This is a genomic window from Kribbella sp. NBC_01505, assembly GCF_045040285.1.
Taxonomy (GTDB): domain Bacteria; phylum Actinomycetota; class Actinomycetes; order Propionibacteriales; family Kribbellaceae; genus Kribbella.
The window spans coordinates 4,151,636-4,170,249 of sequence record NZ_CP109425.1 but is presented as its reverse complement, the minus strand read 5'-3'; the positions used below and the strand labels follow the sequence as shown (position 1 = coordinate 4,170,249).

The window sequence follows — 18,614 nt, the reverse complement described above, 5'->3', positions numbered from 1 at the left end:
CAGGGCAAAGCGCACTCCTGGAGTGTGGGGGCGGACGGCGGGGTGTTCACGCCGGGGCAGTGGGACTTCCTGCCAGGAGAAGTCAAACAGGTGCGGGGAATCGGCGGCAATGAATCCGAGTGGCCGGGGTGGGACGTTGGCCGGGAGCGGCCAACCACAGCAAGCAACTCCGGTCTGGACCAATTACTGCACGAATTCGTGCGCACAGGATGAACGGCTGCGCTAAAGGGCAACCGCTGGTCTACGCCCCGCTCGGTCCCAGGGGAAACGGCGAGCAGCCGCGCGGGGTGTCGTAACGCCCGAACGATCGGGGGGCGTGCCTGGTTTGGGGAGGGTAGTGAACCGGAATCGGTTGGTTGTGCTCTCCAAAACGGTTTAGGGAGCGTCCAGGTCGGACCCGATCGCTGTCCCTAAACCGGTTCGGGGAGTCCTGTTCCCCTGAATCGGGCGGTTTTGCTCCCCAGCACGCGCGACCGCGCCCAGCAGAGACCCCTACCCGTCCTACGCCTGGCCTCTTCTACCTGAGCGCACGGGCGGCCGCGCGTCGACCTGCTGTCACCGGTTGCCGGCTCAGGCGCTAACCCCAATGACCAAAGTCAGGACCGCCGCTACGTCCGGAGGTTCGCGGTACGTGGTCGGCGTGTTTTCGGACGTTGTGGCCTGGGGTGGGCACCACGCGGCCCCGCCCACCAACTCGCCGCGGGCTGCCGCGCGCGGCGGGCTGCCGCGCGCGGCGGCGCAGCGGGAAGCGAAACGGCTGCCGTGGAGGCGGCGGCCGTTGGCGAGGTGCGGGTGGGTCAGATGTTTTTCAGGGCGGCCAGGAGTTTGGTGAGGGAGTCCTTGGCGTCGCCGAACAGGAGCGTGGTTCGGGGGTCGTAGAGGAGTTCGTTCTCGATGCCGGCGAAGCCGGGGCGCATGGAGCGCTTGAGGAAGATGACTCGCTGGGCCTCGTCGGCGTTGAGGATCGGCATGCCGTAGATGGGGGCCGAGGGGGTGTTGCGAGCCGCCGGGTTGACCACGTCGTTGGCGCCGACGACCAGGACGACGTCGGTGGACTTGAAGTCGCTGTTGATGTCGTCCATCTCGCGGAGCTGGTCGTAGGGGACCTGGGCTTCGGCGAGCAGGACGTTCATGTGGCCGGGCATCCGGCCGGCGACCGGGTGGATGGCGTAGTCGACCTTGACCCCGCGGTCCTGCAGCTCTTCGACGACCTCACGCAGGGTGTGCTGGGCTTGGGCGACAGCCAGGCCGTAGCCCGGGACGATGATGACCTTGTTCGAGTAGCCGAGCAGGATCGCGACATCCTCGGCTCCACCGGAGATCACCGGCCGCTCGGACGCCGTACCGCCGCCGAGCGTCGAGCCGCCCTTCACCGCGCCGAAGAGGATGTTGAAGACCGAGCGACCCATCGCGTCGGCCATCATCTTGGTCAGCAACGATCCGGCCGCGCCGACCAGGGTGCCCGCGACCAGCAGCAGCGTGTTGCCGAGGACGTAGCCGCCGGCCGCGACCGTCAGGCCGGTGAAGGCGTTCAGGAGCGAGATGACGATCGGTACGTCGGCACCGCCGACCGGCAGCACGAGCATGACGCCGACCGCGAGGCCGACCAGGCAGAGCAGGATGCCGACCCAGACCCGCGGGTCGGAGATCAGGAACCCGGCCAGCACCAGGCTGCCGAGGATCGAGGCGATGAACAGGACCGGCAGCCCGGGGAAGGTCACCGGCCGGGTCGTCATCAGTTCCTGAAGCTTCGCGAACGTCACGATCGAGCCGGAGAAGCTGATCGCACCGACCAGGATCGTGAACGCCGTCGCGATCGCCGCGACGGTCGCACCCTCCGGGACCTCACCGAGCTCCATCAGCGCGACCAGCGCGGCAGCGCCACCGCCGACACCGTTGAACAGTGCGACGAGCTGCGGCATGTGGGTCATCTGGACGCGCCGCGAACCGGCCACACCACCGACGGTTCCGATCGCGAGCGCGATCAGGATCGGTGCCAGGTGGTCCGGCTTGTAGGCGACGAAGGTGATGATGACGGCCAGTACGGCGCCGGCCGCGCCGAGCGCGTTACCGGTCCGGGCCGACTTCGGGGACGACAGCGCCTTCAGCGCGACGATGAAGCAGACCGCGGCGATCAGGTACCCGATCTGGGCCCAGGTCGGGATCACTTGCCGAGCTCCTTCTTGCGGGCGGACGGAGGCTTGAACATCTCGAGCATCCGGTCGGTGACGACGAACCCGCCGACCATGTTCACGGTCGCCAGGACGACGGCCAGCAGGCCGACGATCACCACCAGGGTGGACTCGGCCTGGCCGGTGACGATGATGGCGCCGACCAGGATGACGCCGTGGATCGCGTTCGCGCCGGACATCAGCGGCGTGTGCAGGGTCGAGGAGACCTTGCTGATCACCTCGACGCCGACGAACGCGGCGAGGACGAAGATCGTCAGCAGCGCAATGGATTCGGTCATGCCGAAGGCCCTTCAAGGAGTTCGCGGGTCGGCTCGTGCAGGACGGTGCCGTCGTGGGTGACGCAGCAACCGCGGACGATCTCGTCGTCGAAGTCGGGGTCGAAGGCCGCGTTGCGGGTCATCAGCCGGATCAGGTTGGCGATGTTCTGCCCGTACAGGCGGCTGGCCGGTCCGGCCATCTGGCTGGGCACGTTCGCGCCGCCCCAGACGAGTGCGTTCCCGATCGTGAGCTCGGTCCCGGCGACCGAGCCTTCGACGTTGCCGCCCTGCTCGGAGGCGAGGTCGACGACGACGGAGCCGGGCTTCATCTGCTCGACCATTGCCCGTGACACCAGCATCGGTGCGGTCCGGCCCGGTACGGCGGCTGTCGTGATCAGCGCATCCGCGGCGGCGACGTACGGCGTCAGTAGCTCGCGCTGGAGCTGAGCCCGCTCGGCCGTCATCTCGCGGGCGTAACCACCCGGACCGTCGAGGGTGCCGAGCTCGAGCGTGATCGGCACCGCACCCATCGAGGCGATCTCTTCGGCAGCGGCCGTCCGGACGTCGTACGCCTTGACGACGCCGCCGAGGCGCTTCGCGGTCGCGATGGCCTGCAGGCCGGCGACACCGGCACCGAGGACGAGGACCTGGGCCGGCGGGACCGTGCCGGCCGCGGTCATGTTCAGCGGGAAGAACCGCGGGAGCCGTTCGGCGGCGACGATCGCGGCGCGGTAGCCGGCCACCAGGGCCTGCGAGGAGAGCGCGTCCATCGACTGGGCCCGGGAGATCCGCGGCACCAGCTCCATCGCGAACGCCGTCAGCTTGGCCCGGGTCGCCGTCCGGACGACGTCCGGCGGATTCGTCGGCAGGAACGACAGCAACGCCGTACCGGCGTGGAGCCGCTGCAGGCGTTCGCGCTCCAGCGGCTGCACCGACGCCACGATGGTGGCCGCGTGGTCGGCACCCCAGGCCACCTCGGCTCCGGCTTCGCGGTACTGGTCGTCGGAGAAGAGCGCCCGCTCACCGGCGGCCGGCTCGACCGCGACCTCGTACCCGAGCTCGATCAGTTTCGCGACTTGTTCCGGCACCAATGCGACCCGGCGCTCGGCCGGCCTGGTCTCCCGTACCACTGCGATCTTCACTCGCCGAAACCTATGCCAAACCGAGCGTTGTCGGAAACCCCGGTCCCGACCTCGTGGTCAGGTTGTGTCCTGCAAAGCTTTCTAGGCGTTGTCCGCCAGGTTCTGCAGGAGCAGGGCTTCGGCCAGGCAGACCTTGCGGAACTCCGCCAGATGCAGGCCTTCGTCGATGCCGTGCGCCCGGGTGTCCGGGTCCTCGACGCCGGTCACCAGGATCGCGGCAGCCGGGAAAACCCGCTGGAACTCGGCGATGAACGGGATCGATCCGCCCATCCCCATGTCGATCGGCTCGACACCCCAGGCGGTCTGGAACGCCGACCGGGCCGCTTCGTAGCCGGCGCCGCGTGCGTTGATGCTGCACGGCTGGCCAACCTCGCCCTCGGTGACGGTGACCTGTGCGCCCCACGGTGCGTTGCTCTCGAGGTGTGCCTTCAGCGCAGCGCTCGCCTTCACTGCGTCGTCGCCAGGGGCGACCCGCAGGCTGACCTTGGCCCGCGCGACCGGCACCAGCGTGTTGCTGGCCTCAGCCACCGAAGGTGCGTCAATACCCAGTACGGCGATCGCCGGGCGCGTCCACAGCCGGTCCACGAGCGAACCCGAGCCGGTGAGCCGCACCGACTCCAGCACGCTCGACTCGGAGCGCAGGCGGTCCTCCGGGTACACCACGTCGGCCGCACGGGATGCGTGCAGACCGTCAACCGCCACATCGCCCTTCTCGTCGTGCAGTGTGGCGAGCAGTCGGCACAGTGCAGACAGTGCGTCCGGAATCGGTCCACCGAACAGACCAGAGTGCACAGCGTGGTCGAGAGTCCGCACCTCGACGTACGACTCGACCAGACCGCGCAGTGAAACAGTCAGTGCGGGGTGGCCGACGTCCCAGTTACCGGAGTCCGCGATGACGATCGCATCCGCGGCCAGGTCGGCGGAGTACTGGTCCAGGAGCTGCAGCAGGGTCGGCGAACCGATCTCCTCCTCACCCTCGACGAACACCGTCACGCCCACCGGCAGGTCGTTGCCAAAGGCCCGTACGGCGGCCAGGTGCGCGGCGATACCGGCCTTGTCGTCGGCCGCACCACGACCGTAGAGGCGGTCGCCCCGCTCAGTCGGCTCGAACGGGTCCGAGGTCCACTGGTCGACCGCACCGGTCGGCTGCACGTCGTGGTGCGCGTACAGCAGCACGGTCGGCTTCCCGGCGGGGGCTGCCTTCTTCGCGATCACCGCGGGCGCACCCTCGCCGGCCCGGACGATCTGGACCGCGAAGCCTTCCGCCTCGAACAGCGCGGCGGTCGCCTCGGCTGATCGCTGGACGTCGCCCGCACGGGCTGCTTCGTAGCTGACCGAAGGGATCCGGATGAGGTCCTCGAGGTCGGCACGGACACTGGGCAGAACGCGGTCGATCGCCGCAGACAGGTCAGTCATGCCGCCTACGGTACGGCGTAGCCCATCAAGCCCTCACGCTGAGCACCCTCGACTCCGTCACACTGCTCGTCGCCGAGGAAATGGTCGTAGTCGTCCGGCTGGTAGCAGCGGTAGAGCGGTGCGGTCGCCTCGGCTGTCCTACTCGAGGAGATCCAGCCCTCGGTCCGCAGCTTCGTGAGCCCCTCACAGTTGGGGTCGCTGGAGATGAAGTGGTTGGTTCCGCTCGGCATCCCGTACGAACAGCCGTAGAGCGCGGTGGTGCCCGGCTGCTGGCTGCCCTCGATGAACCAGCGCTTCACCACGCCATAGCTCCCTGTCACGGCCCCACTGGTCACCCAGCGCTCAGAGGTGCTGTCGAACCGCGAGAACGCGACCTTCGTCGTACTGAGCGCGTAGCCGACCCGGAACTCGTTGACTGCGTTCGGGTTCTCGCATCCGGTTTCGGTCGACAGATAGTGATCGTCGAGACCAGCCACGGTGCAGCGGTACAGCGCGACGGACGGTGCGGCCGGCGGTGAGCTGTAGATCCAGCCCAGCGTCTGCAGGAAGCTGAAGCCGTCACAGCCCGCGCCCGGCGATACGAACTGATCGCGGGCTCCGTTGCGGCAGCTGAAAACCGGGACCGTGCCAGGCTTCTGGCCGGCCTCCAGCATCCAGGTGCGCGTCGGGTAGTAGCCGAAGTCGGTCACCGGCTCAGTGGTCACTCGATGCCGGTTGCCGTTGTCGTTGCGGACAAGCGCGACCGTACCCAGGTCCCGGCCCTCTGTGCAGCTGATGAGGCGCCGCATCATGTGGGCGTTGTTCCAGTCAGGCTGCTTGCTGTTCCACTGCAGGTAATAGATGTAGAACTCGTCGCCGACCACAGACGGGTCCGCACCGGTGCCGACCACGGTCGGGTAGATGTTGAACTTGTCCGGGTCGTTGAACAGCGGCACCGCGGCCGACCACGACAGCACGCCGTCCGCCGAGTCGGCCAGCACGAACTCGGTCGACGAAACGCCTTGCACCAGCAGTGAGCCGCCGCGCGTGGTCCGTACGACGTTCGGGTGCCAAGAGCCTCGTTCTCCCGGCCGCACCTCGGTCGACGCGCCACCGACCGCCGGAGAGTCCCACGCGCCATCCAGGTACTTGTGCCACGCCACGACCCGGCCCGCGCCGGCAGCACTCAGTACGTCGGCCAGGGGCGCTCGCGCGACGGAGAGCGCCGTACTGGCGAAGCCGCCACCGGAGTTCACGTAGTAATCGGGGAAGTGCACGTACAGATAGCCGTCGCGGACTGCGAAGGCCGGTGTCCCCATGTCGGCCGAGCCGCGCAGAGCGTCGATCTGGTCCTTGGTCGCCCGCGGACTGGCCAACGGCCCCAGGTAGGTCGTCCGCTTGCTCACCGGGTCATAGCGGCCCAGGTGCAAAGTGGAGTAGAAGCCGCCCGTCGTCGTGTTCTGCTCCAGGTGCACCATCTGGAGGACGACGCCGCTCTGCGGATCGCGATAGACCGGCCCACCACCGCCGTAGTTGTAGCCGGCCGGCAGTCCGATCAGTGGCTCGATCTTCTGGACACCGTCGGCCACCGGATCGTCGAGAGTCCCACGAGTGACCGCGATGCTCTGCCCACGAACCAGCGCAGCCACCGCCAGAAAGTCGTACTTGCCGTTCCCCGCCGGCAACACGCCGTACGCGGTGTCTGCCCAGCCTTCGAGCCCGAGTGCCTTCCGACGCTCGTTCGACACGACCTCCTCCGCCGGGCCGACCTTCACTCCCGCACACTGCGAGAGGGCCGGCGCGGCAGCCTGCGCCTGGCCCGGTACGGCGAGCAGTCCGGTCAGCAGGGTCATCGCGAGCAAGCGTTTGAGCACAGGCCGACCCTAGACACGCGAAGGGTTCATTGTGGGTGATTGTCCCCATAGGGTGGTCCCGAGGTAACTTTCCGCCCCATCGAGAACAGGACAACCGCATGTCCCGGCTCCGCCCCCTGATGACTGCTCTGCTCCTCTCCTCTACCGCTCTGACGGTCGCACTGCCCGCGCAGGCAGCGATCACCTGCGACACCGCCACGACCGGCGGCTCGACGTTCTACGACGGACCGTCCGCTTCCAAGAAGTACGACGCGCGCTTCAGCAACAGTGCGAGCATTCCGAACCTCAGCACGCACACACCGCAAGGCGCAGGCACTTGGTACAACTGGGACGGCAGCGGCAAGAACCTGCTGCTGGTCGGCTCGTACCGCGAAGGTGCGGACTCGCAGATCTACGGCATCGACCCAGCCACTGGTGCGACGGTCGGTGTGGTCGCAGTTGCCGAGTCACACATGGGCGGGATCGCCGTCAGCAACGGCTGGGCGTTCGTGTCGGGTGCTGGCACCAGCATCCGGAAGTACAGCCTGACTGCGCTGCGGGATGCCATGAAGGCCGCAGGCACGCCGTACCTGACACAGGTCGGTACGGCGCGGGACGTGGCCGCGGCGTCGTTCATCGGCACGTACGGCGACTCGCTGTTCGCCGGGTCCTTCAACGAGACCGGCCGTGGCGCCATGTACGAGTACAAGATCGCGGCCGACGGCACACTGACCACGCTGTCCGGCGCCTGGGAGATCCCCACCAAGACCCAGGGGCTGACCGTCACGGCCAACCACTTCATCTACAGCACGTCGTACGGGCGGACCAACCGCAGCAACCTGTACGTCGTGAAGCGCGGCCAGAAGGATCTGGACGCCGCAGCGCTCAGCTGCTTCCGAGCGCCGAGCATGACCGAGGGCATCACGGAGTACAACGGATCCGCGTACCTGGTCTACGAGTCGGGCTCACACCTGTACGGGTCGGACCCGAACACGCTCAACGTGATCCCGCGGATGCACAAGGCCACGATCTCGTCGCTGACCTCGCTGGTGCCTTAAGGAGCCTTGTAGGCAACGGAATCCAGCACGGTCTGCCGACCGACGGCATCGTCGTCGCGGACCTGGATCCGCAGCAGGGTCGTTGGATTCAGCTGCCGGTACTGCTCGATGACCGACGGGCCGCTACAGCTGAAGCGGAAGGTCGCCAACGCCTGGTCGCCGATTGTGCCGCCGTCCGGTGGCGGCGGTGCACTGCAGCCAGGCGGCGGCGCGACAGTCGTCGGCAGCTTGGTGGCCTGCTGGACCTCCAGGAAGGCACCTTCGACGCCAGAGTTCGTTTGCCAGGTCGCAGTGCTGCTAGCGACCAGCAGCCGGGGGCCCTGGGCGTTCTCCGCCTTCTGCGACCAGGCGCGTGGCACCTGCACCGACAGGCCGCCGTACTCCACCTTGACCGGACGGGACAGCACGAACTGGTAGCCGCCGTACCCACCACCGGCGGCTAGCAGTACGGCGAGCAGTCCAGCGAGCACGCGGCCACGGGCTGAGCGCTTGGGCGGTGCCTGGGTCAGCTGGTTCGCACTGGAGAGCGCAGTCTCCTGGTCGACGTCGCCTGGCGTCACCGGCGACACATCCGCGGCCGGAATCAGCCCTGCGGGGATCTTGCCGGTCGCATGCGCCTCACGGAGCGCATTGAGGAAGCTGTCCAGGTCCTGCCAGCGCAGCTCGCGGTCCGGCTCGAGAGCACGCCGTACGACGACGTCGACCGCATCCGAGATGTCTTTGCGCAGAGTGGTCATCGATGGCGGCGGCTTGTCGATCTGCATCACCGCACCCAGGCTGTTCACGCCATGCGGTGCCTGGCCGGTGAAAGCCGCGTACGCGACTGCTCCGAGCGAGTAGAGGTCAGCCCGGTGGTCCAGACGCTCACCCAGCACCTGCTCTGGCGCGACGTACGCCGGAGTGCCACCCGGCATAGTCAGCTGGGAGACGTCCTGGACCGCCTTGCCCAAACCGAGGTCGCCGAGCATGGCGCGGTCGCCGCCGGCGATGCTGCGGAACAGCACGTTGGCCGGCTTCACATCGCGGTGCAAAACACCGCGGCTGTGCAGGTGCTTGAGCCCCCGGCCGACCTCGGTGATGATCCGGACCGCGTCGCCGATCTCCAGCGGACCGGCCTTGATCTTGTCGGCCAGCGTCCCGAGGTCGGCGTAGGTGAGGACCAGGTAGGGGCGGCCGTCATCGGTCTCTCCGACGTCGTGGGCACCCACGACGTACAGCGAGTCGACGCGGCGCAGGAAGCGACCCTCGGCCAGGAAGCGGCGGCGGACGTCCTCGTCGTCGGTCCACAGGTCGGACAGGATCTTGACCGCCACCTCGGCGTCCAACTGCTCGTCCTTGGCCAGCCAAACGGTCGCGAAACCACCGGCACCGACCCGGCGGACCAGGGCGTACCGGCCGATCCGCTGGGGCTGGTCCATGCACGCATTATGCTCGATCGTTCCTGCGACTCGCTCGCCGGTGCGAACAAAACCGCGACTTCGTGCGTCTCAGCGAGGGTGGAGCAGGTGTCGAACAGGAACCGGTCGCTGGCGATCGCAGTGGCAGCGGTGGCCGTCGTAGCAGTCGCAGGCGGTGGAATGCTGGCCGCTGCCAGGGGTCCGCAGAACCAGTCCGGGGCGGCTGCCGCACCGCTCAGCCAGGCGCCGAGCATGCCGCCGTCGACCGCCCCGCCATCGACCACTCAGCCGCCGACCACCGTGAAGGTCGATGCGACCAAGCTCACGATGGGCCAGGGACCGCAGGTCGCCTACGTGCGCGGCCGGACGGTCATGGGCGGCATCGGCAAGCCGGTGAAGGTGCCCGGCAGCCGGGACATCGACGGTGCTGTCCGGCTCTGGGACGAGACGCTGACACTGCAGGTCGACTCCACCCCCAAGGGCACCCTGGTGGTCCAGGACTCCGATGGGAAGGTGCTGCGGGAGGTCGCTGACATCGACTCGCTCGTCGGCAGCGCCGACGGCGACGCCGTCGCGTACGGCTCCGGTGATCGCTTCGCGGCTGTCCGCCAGGGCGGGACGGTGTACTACGAGAAGCCGGGCGGTCCTGCGGAGAAGCTGGCGCAGCCCAAGTCCTGGGCTCTCGATGTGCTCTCCGTCGCCGACAAGACGGTCTTCTTCAGCAGCTCCGCCACTCCGGGCGGCGTGGCGAGCCTCTACCGCTGGACCGTCGGTCAGAAGACCGCCACCGTGGTTCCGAAGCTCACCTCGCCGCTGTCGGTCAGCGCGGACGGCACCCTCGGCGCGAGTCTGCCGGTCTACACCGACAGCGGGGTCTGCTCGGCCATCACCGACCTCGCAACCGGTCTGCAGCGCTGGAAGTCCTGCCAGTACCGCCTCGACCGCTTCAGTCCGGGCAATGCGTTCGTGATCGGCCTGCCACCAGACACCGGCGGCCCGGTCGGCGTCCAATCGCTCGCCGCCGTGAACCCGAAGACCGGCAAGCCGATCCGCACCTGGACGGCCTCCGTGATCAGCCGCCAACTGGCAGAGGACGACGACCACGTCCTGCTCCAGTGGTACGCGGCAGAAGACGTCCGGACCAGCTCCGCGATCGTCCGCTGCACCGTCAGCACCGGCGAGTGCGAGCTGGCCACACCCCTGTCCAAAGAACCCCTGCTCCTAGGCTCGTAAGGAGTCCACCGATGCGGAACAAGAACGGCCGCCTGATCGCCGTGGTGGCCTCCGTCGCCGTAGCCGCGGTCGCCATCGGCGCCGCCCTCGCCTACCGCCAAGGCCCGCAGTCCGGCCAGGCCAACGCCGCAGCCCCCCTCACCACCTCCCCCAGCCCCACCCCGACGACCACTCCGTCAACACCGTCCCCGAGTGCTACTCCGACCAAGACCCCGTCGGCACCCACCGAGACCAAGCTGACCATCAGCAAGCTCCCCCAGGGGCGCGAGCCCCAGGTCCCGTACCTGATCGGCCGCGAGGTCCGCACCTCTGGCTACACGGAGACGATCCCCGGCAAGGGTGGCGTGCTCTCGGTCGGCCGGGTCCAGTCGAGCGTCCTGGCTGTCGTCATGTACGAGCCCGACGGTGACGGCACCGAGCTGCTGAGGATCCAGGCCGGCACCGTGAACCGGCGTACCCCAGATGTGTCGTCCCTGGTGACGACGGTCGACCAGACCGCCGCCGCCTATGCTGCCGCGCGCATCAGCAACCTGGGTGTGGCCAACAAGGGTGCCACCGTCTATGCGGAGTCAGGCAACTCGCTGCAGTCGCTGAAGCTGCCCAACAGCTGGGAGGTCCAGGTCCTCGCCTACACCGGCGGCAAGGTGTACTACCGCGCGAGCGACAAGGAGACCGGCCCGTGGAAGCTGTACTCCTGGGTCCCTGGTGAGGCGCAGGGCCAGCTGATCAAAACGGTCGTCTCACCGACAGCTATCTCCGCCGACGGCCGCACCGCCGCCTCCATGGGGGTCCGGAACGATGACGGCACCTGCTCGACGATTGTCCAGGCCTCCAGCGGCACGCAGTTCTTCCGCACCTGTGAGTTCCAGATCAACGGCTTCACTCCCAACGGCGCCACCGCATACGGCGTCGAGGACAACGCCGAGGGCTTCTGTGCGGGTACGTCGGCAGCCATGGAGGCGAACTCCGGCAAGGTGCTGCACCAGTGGAAGGGCTGCTTCCAGAACATGAGCTCCGAGGACGACCAGCATGTGCTGGTCATGGCCTACGCGACTCCGGCCGGGCAGACCGAGAAGGTCAAGACGGCGATCATTCGCTGCACGATCACCACCGGCAGCTGCGAGCTCGCGACTCCGATCGGCACCGACACCCCACTCGTCATCGGCTCCTGACCGGTTCTGGACCACACTGGCGGTATGACTCGGCTTGCGGTGCTTGCGGATGTCCATGGTGTGATGCCGGCGTTGGAGGCGGTGCTGGCGGAGAAGGATGTGCGGGCGGCGCACACGGTGGTGGTGGCGGGGGATGTGGTGAGTGGGCCGCAGCCTCGGGAGGTGTTCGAACGGTTGAAGGCCATGGGGGACCGCGTGGTCTGGGTGCGCGGGAACGCGGACCGGGAAGCCGTGGCGATGGCTCGGGGGACGTTCACCGGGGTAGCGCCGGATCCGGTGAGCCCTTGGGCCGCGGGTGAGCTCACGGATGCGCAGGTGGAGTGGCTGGATGCCTTGCCGACGACTGTGACGTTCGGGGACGTGCTGATTTGTCATGCGACGCCTCGGGACGACGAGGAGGTCGTGTTGGTGGACAGCCCCATCAACAGGTGGGTTGAGGTGCTGGGCGGGGTGCCGGACAACATCCGGACTGTCGTCTGCGGACATACCCACATGCCGTTCGCCCGGCAGGTGGATCGGCGGACTGTGGTGAATGCGGGCAGTGTGGGGATGCCGTACGGCGCTCCGGGCCCCAGCTGGGCGATGATCACGCCCGAGGGCGTTCAGCTCCGGCGGTCGCCCCTGGACCGGGCGAGAGCGGCAGAGCAGATCGTGAACAACTCGAGGTACCCCGGCCGGCAGGAGTGGGTCGACGCGTACATGCTGACCAACTACTCCGACACGGAGGCGCTGGACGCGTTCAGGGCGCGTGCCGAGGGCTGAGCGGCTACCGTCAGGGGGTGTTCGCGCGGCGGCGGAAGCATTTCGGTACTCCGGCTGACAAGGCGACGTATGCGACTCTGCATACCGCCTCGTTGGCCAGTCCGCACCTGCGCGAGGGGCTGACGCCCGCTGCGGCCGGCAAGGCGAGCCGCCACCTCAGAGACCTGCTCGGTACGGCGGCCATCGCCATCTGCGACTCCTCCGGCGTACTGGCCTGGGACGGCGTCGGTGGCGCCTACGAGAGCAACCACCGGCGTGATGCTCGCTCCCTGGCCGCTCCGACGCTCCGCACCGGCCGGACCGCGGTGCTCGGCGTCCACGACGTCGCCTGCGGAGACCCTCAGTGCCCGATCCGTACGGCGGCCGTCGCCCCGATCGTCATTGAGGAGCGCGTGGTCGCCGTACTGGTCGCCTACAGCGAACGGTCATCCGCAGCGCTGGTCCGGGCGACCGAAGAGGTCGCCCGCTGGGTCTCCGGCCAGGTGGAGCTCGCGGAGCTCAATAAGGAACGCACGCGTGCCATGGAGGCTGAGCTGCGGGCCCTGCGCGCTCAGATCAGCCCGCACTTCATCTACAACGCACTGGCCGCCATAGCGTCGTTCGTGCGCACAGATCCCGAGCGAGCACGTGAGCTGCTCCTGGAGTTCGCCGACTTCTCCCGCTACGCACTGCGCCGCGGAGGCGAGTTCACCACGCTGGCCGACGAGCTGCGTAACGTTGAGCGCTATCTGGTCCTGGAGCAGGCCCGCTTCGGCGAGCGGCTGACGGTCTCCCTCCAAATCGCCCCAGAGGTGCTGCCCGTCGTCGTACCGTTCCTGGTCGTCCAACCGCTGGTGGAGAACGCGGTCCGGCACGGCCTGGAAGGCACCACCGGCGTCGGCCGGATCACCATCCGGGCGCGGGATCAGATCAGCGAGGCGGAGATCAGCGTCGAGGACGACGGCGCCGGCAGCGACCCCGAGGTCATCCGTGCGGTCCTGGCCGGTGAGTCCGCCAGCGACTCGATCGGCCTCGGCAACGTGGACGCCCGGCTCCGCCAGGTGTACGGCGACGCCTACGGCCTGGTCGTCGAGACGCAGGTCGACGCCGGAACCAAGGTGACCTTCCGGATCCCCAAATACTCCTCAGGAGTGCATGCCTCCCCCTAAGGTGACGTCATGGCCGACACACCACTGCGCGCGCTCGTCGCGGACGACGAGGAGCCGGCGCTCAACGAGCTGGTGTATCTGCTGCGGCGCGACGAGCGGATCGGGGAGATCCGGACGGCGTCCAACGGCCCGGAGGCGCTGAAGATCCTGCAGGCGGCCGACCTGGACGTGGTGTTCTGCGACATCAAGATGCCCGGGCTGGACGGGATCGACCTGGCCAAGGTGCTGGCGAAGTTCGTCAACCGGCCGCAGATCGTCTTCGTCACCGCGTACGACGAGCATGCGGTGCAGGCGTTCGAGCTGGAGGCCACCGACTACGTGATGAAGCCGGTCCGGGCCGAGCGACTGGCCGAAGCCGTTCGCCGCGTGGTCACTGCGGGCGCACCGGCCGCACCGCAGCCAGCCGATGAAGGCGACGAGGTGATTCCGGTCGAGCTCGCCGGGGTGACGCGGTTCGTCCAGCGCTCGACAGTCCGGTACGTCGAGGCCCAGGGCGACTATGCCCGGCTACACACCGGTCAGAACTCGCATCTGGTCCGCATCCCGCTCAGCACGCTCGAGGAGCGCTGGCGCGACGCAGGCTTCACCCGGATCCACCGCAGTACCCTCGTCGCCCTGGCCCATGTGGACGAGATGCGCGTCGAGAGCGGCCGCTGCGCCGTACGGGTCGGTGACGACTGGCTGCCGGTCAGCAGGCGGCACACCCGGGAGCTGCGCGACCTCCTGGTCCGTTCGACCTCCCTGCGCCCGTGAGCACCAGACTGTGAGCGCCAGCCCTGTGAGCACCAGACTGTGAGCGCCAGTACGCCGCCAGGCCCGCGCCGCGTCCGAGTGACGAGCCCCCGGACCAGTGCGGCCCGTCGACCCACCACTCCGACCGGTACGCGGGAGATCGACGAGCAGACGCGGCTCGGTGAGATCTACATGAGCTCACTGATCCAGTCCCAGCTCCGCCTCACGCTCGCAGTGATCGGCGGCACCGGTCTGATCCTCGGCAGCATCCCCTTGCTGTTCTGGCTCGTCCCACCGACCCGGACCTTCTCGGTCTTCGGTCTCCCGCTCCCCTGGGTGATCCTCGGCATCGTCGTCTACCCCGTCGTGTACGTCGCCGCCCGCATCTACGTCCGCAACGCCGAACGCATCGAGGCCGAGTTCACCGAGTTCGTGGGACGGCAGTAGATGTCTTCGGCAATGAGCCTCACAGGCATCGGATTGGTGATCGTGGCAACGATCGGGATCGGTCTGTTCGGCCTGCGGATCTCCCGGACCACCAGTGACTTCTACGTGGCCAGCCGGGCGATTACCCCACGCTGGAACGCCTCTGCGATCAGCGGCGAGTATCTGAGCGCCGCATCGTTCCTCGGTGTCGCCGGTCTGGTGTTGGTGAACGGCGCCGACATGCTGTGGTTCTCCGTCGGCTACACGGTCGGCTATCTGATGCTGCTAGTGCTTGTCGCGGCACCACTCCGGCGCTCCGGTGCCTACACCCTGCCGGACTTCGCCGAAACCCGCTTCGAGTCCGCCATGGTGCGGCGCATCTGTTCCGGCCTGGTTGTTGGCATCGGCACGCTCTATCTGCTCCCGCAACTCCGCGGAGCCGGGCTGACGTTCCAGACCGTCACTGGAGCACCGCCGGATGTCGGCGCACTGGTTGTCGCCGTCATCGTGGTGATCAATGTGGCCGCAGGCGGCATGCGCTCGATCACCTTCGTCCAGGCCTTCCAGTACTGGCTCAAACTCACCGCACTGGCCACACCGATCTTCATCATCCTGATCGCCTGGCGGTCCGGCGACCACCAGGTCGGAGTGCTCCAATCACTGCACGGTGCGGCCGCCGAGTGGGCCGAACCGCTCTCCACTGCCGGTGGTCGCGATCACCCGCTCTATGCGACCTATTCACTCTTACTGGCCTTGTGTTTCGGCACCATGGGCCTCCCGCACGTACTGGTCCGGTTCTACACAAACCCCGACGGACGCGCGGCCCGCCGTACGACGGTTGTCGTACTAGCGCTGCTCGGCCTCTTCTACCTCTTCCCACCCGTCTACGCGATCCTCGGCCGCTCGTTCGCTCCAGACCTGGTCGCCGGTGCAGCAGACACCGTCGTACTGGAGCTGCCCAGCCGCATCTTCCCCGGTACGGCGGGAGACCTGCTCGGAGCGCTCGTCGCGGCCGGCGCGTTCGCCGCCTTCCTGTCCACCTCCTCCGGACTGACCGTCGCGATCGCTGGAGTGATCGACCAGGACCTGCTGCGGACCCGACTGACCCGTCTGACCGGCGGTGACTACCTTGCGGTCAACAGCTTCCGCATCGCCGCCCTGCTGGCGATGTCCGTCCCGTACGTCGCCTTCCGCGTCACGGGCGCGCTGAGCCTGGCCGACACCGTGGGACTCGCGTTCGCGGTCGCGGCGTCGACCTTCTGCCCGATGCTGGTGCTGGGCATCTGGTGGCGCCGGATGTCGACCACCGGCGCCGCAGCAGGCCTGATCGTCGGCGGAGTCGCAGCCAGTGCGGCAGCTCTGGTCAACGTGCTCGGTGCCCCCAGCGCCGGCTGGCCGCGCGCCCTGGTCGTCCAACCGGCCGCCTGGACCATGCCACTGGCCTTCCTCACCGTCATCGTGGTCTCCAAGCTGACCCCGAACACGATCCCCGCCGGCACCGCCCGCAGCCTGGTCCGCCTGCACACCCCCGAAGCCGTCAACGTCGACCGCGACCCCACGCCGCACCCCTGAAGCACCCCTGACACAGCAGCCGTACCGCTCATCGCCACCGACCGACCGTTCGCCGCAGGACGCTGCCCCGTCGGTCGCCTGGGGTGGGCCGCTGAGCGCTCGATGCGTGTGGGTGCTGTCGGCCGGTCGTGAGCTGGACCACAGTACGGGCAGCACACCACGCCGGTTCCGCCCGGCCATTCCCTGTCTGGAGGTCCCGCGCATGAGTGATGTTCGCTCGGGTGATCCGGAGCTGACGACGTACCGAGAAGTCCAGGTGTCACCGGACTTCTCCGAACTGCGCCGCCGGTTCCGCCGCTTCGTGTTCCCGATGACCGGACTGTTCCTGGTCTGGTACTTCGTCTACGTCCTGCTCGCCGACTACGCGCACGGCTTCATGTCGACCAAGGTCTTCGGCAACATCACCGTCGCGCTGCTGTTCGGCCTCGGCCAGTTCGTCTCGACCTTCGCGATCACGATGATCTACGTGCGCTGGGCCGACCGTGAACTCGACCCGGACGCCGAGCGCCTCCGCGGCCAGATCGAAGGAGACGGCGAGTGAGCACCCCGCTGCTGTTGCCGATGGCAACCGATATCGGTGACCCCAAGATCAACATCGCGATCTTCGCGGCCTTCGTGGTGGCGACGCTGGCGATCGTGCTGCGGGCGTCGCGCAACAACAAGACCGCGGCCGACTTCTACACCGGCGGCCGCTCCTTCACCGGCCCGCAGAACGGCATCGCGATCGCCGGTGACTACCTGTCCGCCGCGTCGTTCCTCGGCATCGCCGGCGCGATCGCACTGAACGGGTACGACGGCTTCCTGTACTCGATCGGCTTCCTGGTGGCGTGGCTGGTCGCCCTGCTGCTGGTCGCGGAGCTCCTCCGCAACACCGGCCGCTTCACGATGGCCGACGTCCTGTCGTTCCGCCTCAAGCAGCGCCCGGTCCGGATGGCCGCGGCGATCTCGACGCTGGTCGTCTGCTTCTTCTACCTGCTGGCCCAGATGGCCGGTGCGGGTGGTCTGGTCGCGCTGCTGCTCGGCATCGACAAGCGCGCCGGGCAGAGCCTCGTGATCGCGATCGTCGGCATCATCATGATCACCTACGTGCTGGTCGGCGGGATGAAGGGCACCACCTGGGTGCAGATCATCAAGGCCGCCCTGCTGGTGATCGGCGCCGGGATCATGACGATCTGGGTGCTCGCGAAGTACACCTTCAACCTGTCCGGCTTGCTCGGTGCGGCCGTCGACAAGAGCCCGGCGGCAGGCGAGAAGCTGCTCGGCCCTGGTCTGCAGTACGGCGCAACGGGGATCAGCAAGCTGGACTTCATCTCGCTGGCGCTCGCGCTGGTTCTCGGTACGGCGGGCCTGCCGCACGTGCTGATGCGGTTCTACACGGTGCCGAACTCCAAGGAGGCCCGGCGCAGTGTCACCTGGGCGATCTGGATCATCGGCATCTTCTACCTGTTCACCCTGGTGCTCGGGTACGGCGCCGCCGCCATCGTCGGACCGGACCGGATTCGCGCCGCGCCCGGCAAGGCGAACTCGGCGGCACCACTGCTGGCCTTCGAGCTCGGTGGTGAGCTGCTGCTCGGCATCATCTCGGCGGTCGCCTTCGCCACCATCCTGGCGGTCGTGGCCGGCCTGACGATCACCGCGAGTACGTCGTTCGCCCACGACATCTACGGCCAGGTGATCAAGAAGGGCCAGATCAGCGGCGACGGCGAGGTCAAGGTCGCCCGGATCACGGCGCTGGTGATCGGTGCGGTCGCGATCGTCGGCGGCATCTTCGCCAACGGCCAGAACGTCGCCTTCCTGGTGGCACTCGCGTTCGCCGTCGCGGCGAGCGCGAACCTGCCGACGATCCTCTACTCGCTGTTCTGGCGCCGCTTCAACACCCGTGGCGCACTGTGGAGCATCTACGGCGGTCTGGGCGCCGCGATCATCCTGATCGCGTTCAGCCCGGTCGTTTCCGGCAAGGTCGATCCCAAGACCCACGCCAGCCTGTCGATGATCACCGACACCGGCATCGACTTCTCCTGGTTCCCGCTGGACAACCCCGGCATCGTCTCGATCCCGCTGGCCTTCCTGCTCGGCTGGATCGGAACCATCACCAGCAAGGAGCCGGTCGACGTCGACAAGTTCGCCGAGATGGAGGTCCGCTCCCTCACCGGCGCGGGCGCCGAGAAGGCGGTCGAACACTAACCGTCCCCCCTGAACCTGTCAGGTAGGTCCTGCGAAATCAGGCGGACCTGCCTGACAGCCCCAAAGTTCCGCCTCCAGAAGGTCCCGGTGC

16 protein-coding genes are annotated in these 18,614 nt (G+C 68.0%); 10 read left to right on the top strand and 6 right to left on the bottom strand.

Annotated elements, in window-relative coordinates; genetic code table 11:
• Positions 1–797 precede the first annotated feature (797 nt).
• From OG474_RS19715 to OG474_RS19695, 5 genes are all read right to left on the bottom strand, one after another.
• The gene (locus OG474_RS19715) at positions 798–2,168 is read right to left on the bottom strand and encodes an NAD(P)(+) transhydrogenase (Re/Si-specific) subunit beta (RefSeq protein WP_405063797.1); all 1,371 of its coding nucleotides are present in this window, start codon (positions 2,166–2,168) and stop codon (positions 798–800) included.
• Positions 2,165–2,470, bottom strand: coding sequence for an NAD(P) transhydrogenase subunit alpha (locus OG474_RS19710; protein ID WP_391542558.1), 306 nt, complete (start codon positions 2,468–2,470; stop codon positions 2,165–2,167). Before OG474_RS19710 ends, OG474_RS19715 begins: the two co-directional genes overlap by 4 nt.
• Positions 2,467–3,591 (bottom strand): NAD(P) transhydrogenase subunit alpha, encoded by a 1,125-nt coding sequence (locus OG474_RS19705; RefSeq protein WP_405063796.1) that lies wholly within the window; start codon positions 3,589–3,591, stop codon positions 2,467–2,469. The genes OG474_RS19710 and OG474_RS19705 overlap by 4 nt, the downstream gene beginning before the upstream one ends.
• Positions 3,592–3,672: 81 nt before the next feature.
• Complete coding sequence (locus OG474_RS19700) at positions 3,673–5,007, bottom strand: dipeptidase (protein ID WP_405063795.1); 1,335 nt, start codon at positions 5,005–5,007, stop codon at positions 3,673–3,675.
• 5 nt (positions 5,008–5,012) lie between these two features.
• Entirely contained in the window at positions 5,013–6,860 is a 1,848-nt protein-coding gene (locus OG474_RS19695) for a hypothetical protein (RefSeq protein WP_405063794.1), read from the bottom strand.
• A 98-nt stretch (positions 6,861–6,958) separates the two neighbouring features.
• On the opposite strand from OG474_RS19695, the gene OG474_RS19690 reads away from it, so the two are divergent.
• Entirely contained in the window at positions 6,959–7,897 is a 939-nt protein-coding gene (locus OG474_RS19690; RefSeq protein ID WP_405063793.1) for a hypothetical protein, read from the top strand.
• On the opposite strand, the gene OG474_RS19685 is transcribed toward OG474_RS19690, so the two are convergent.
• Positions 7,894–9,315: a serine/threonine-protein kinase gene (locus OG474_RS19685; protein ID WP_405063792.1), complete on the bottom strand. Its 1,422-nt coding sequence runs from the start codon at positions 9,313–9,315 to the stop codon at positions 7,894–7,896. The genes OG474_RS19690 and OG474_RS19685 overlap by 4 nt on opposite strands.
• An 87-nt stretch (positions 9,316–9,402) precedes the next feature.
• Between OG474_RS19685 and OG474_RS19680 the strand changes: the two genes are divergently transcribed.
• The 9 genes from OG474_RS19680 (at position 9,403) to OG474_RS19640 (ending at position 18,523) form a co-directional block, all read left to right on the top strand.
• Complete coding sequence (locus OG474_RS19680) at positions 9,403–10,527, top strand: hypothetical protein (protein ID WP_405063791.1); 1,125 nt, start codon at positions 9,403–9,405, stop codon at positions 10,525–10,527.
• Between the two features lie 11 nt (positions 10,528–10,538).
• Positions 10,539–11,699, top strand: coding sequence for a hypothetical protein (locus OG474_RS19675; protein ID WP_405063790.1), 1,161 nt, complete (start codon positions 10,539–10,541; stop codon positions 11,697–11,699).
• Positions 11,700–11,723: 24 nt separating this feature from the next.
• Entirely contained in the window at positions 11,724–12,461 is a 738-nt protein-coding gene (locus OG474_RS19670) for a metallophosphoesterase family protein (RefSeq protein ID WP_405063789.1), read from the top strand.
• Positions 12,462–12,478: 17 nt separating this feature from the next.
• Complete coding sequence (locus OG474_RS19665) at positions 12,479–13,609, top strand: histidine kinase (protein WP_405063788.1); 1,131 nt, start codon at positions 12,479–12,481, stop codon at positions 13,607–13,609.
• 9 nt (positions 13,610–13,618) lie between these two features.
• Positions 13,619–14,362 (top strand): LytR/AlgR family response regulator transcription factor, encoded by a 744-nt coding sequence (locus OG474_RS19660; protein ID WP_405063787.1) that lies wholly within the window; start codon positions 13,619–13,621, stop codon positions 14,360–14,362.
• A gap of 39 nt (positions 14,363–14,401) precedes the next feature.
• Complete coding sequence (locus tag OG474_RS19655) at positions 14,402–14,788, top strand: hypothetical protein (protein WP_405063786.1); 387 nt, start codon at positions 14,402–14,404, stop codon at positions 14,786–14,788.
• A gap of 12 nt (positions 14,789–14,800) precedes the next feature.
• Positions 14,801–16,339 carry a cation acetate symporter gene (locus OG474_RS19650; RefSeq protein WP_405063785.1) on the top strand — a complete coding sequence of 513 codons (1,539 nt, stop codon included), beginning with the start codon at positions 14,801–14,803 and terminating at the stop codon, positions 16,337–16,339.
• A 202-nt stretch (positions 16,340–16,541) separates the two neighbouring features.
• Positions 16,542–16,880: a DUF485 domain-containing protein gene (locus tag OG474_RS19645; RefSeq protein ID WP_405063784.1), complete on the top strand. Its 339-nt coding sequence runs from the start codon at positions 16,542–16,544 to the stop codon at positions 16,878–16,880.
• Between the two features lie 20 nt (positions 16,881–16,900).
• On the top strand, positions 16,901–18,523 hold the full coding sequence (locus OG474_RS19640) for a cation acetate symporter (RefSeq protein ID WP_405064598.1): 1,623 nt from the start codon (positions 16,901–16,903) through the stop codon (positions 18,521–18,523).
• Positions 18,524–18,614 lie beyond the last annotated feature (91 nt).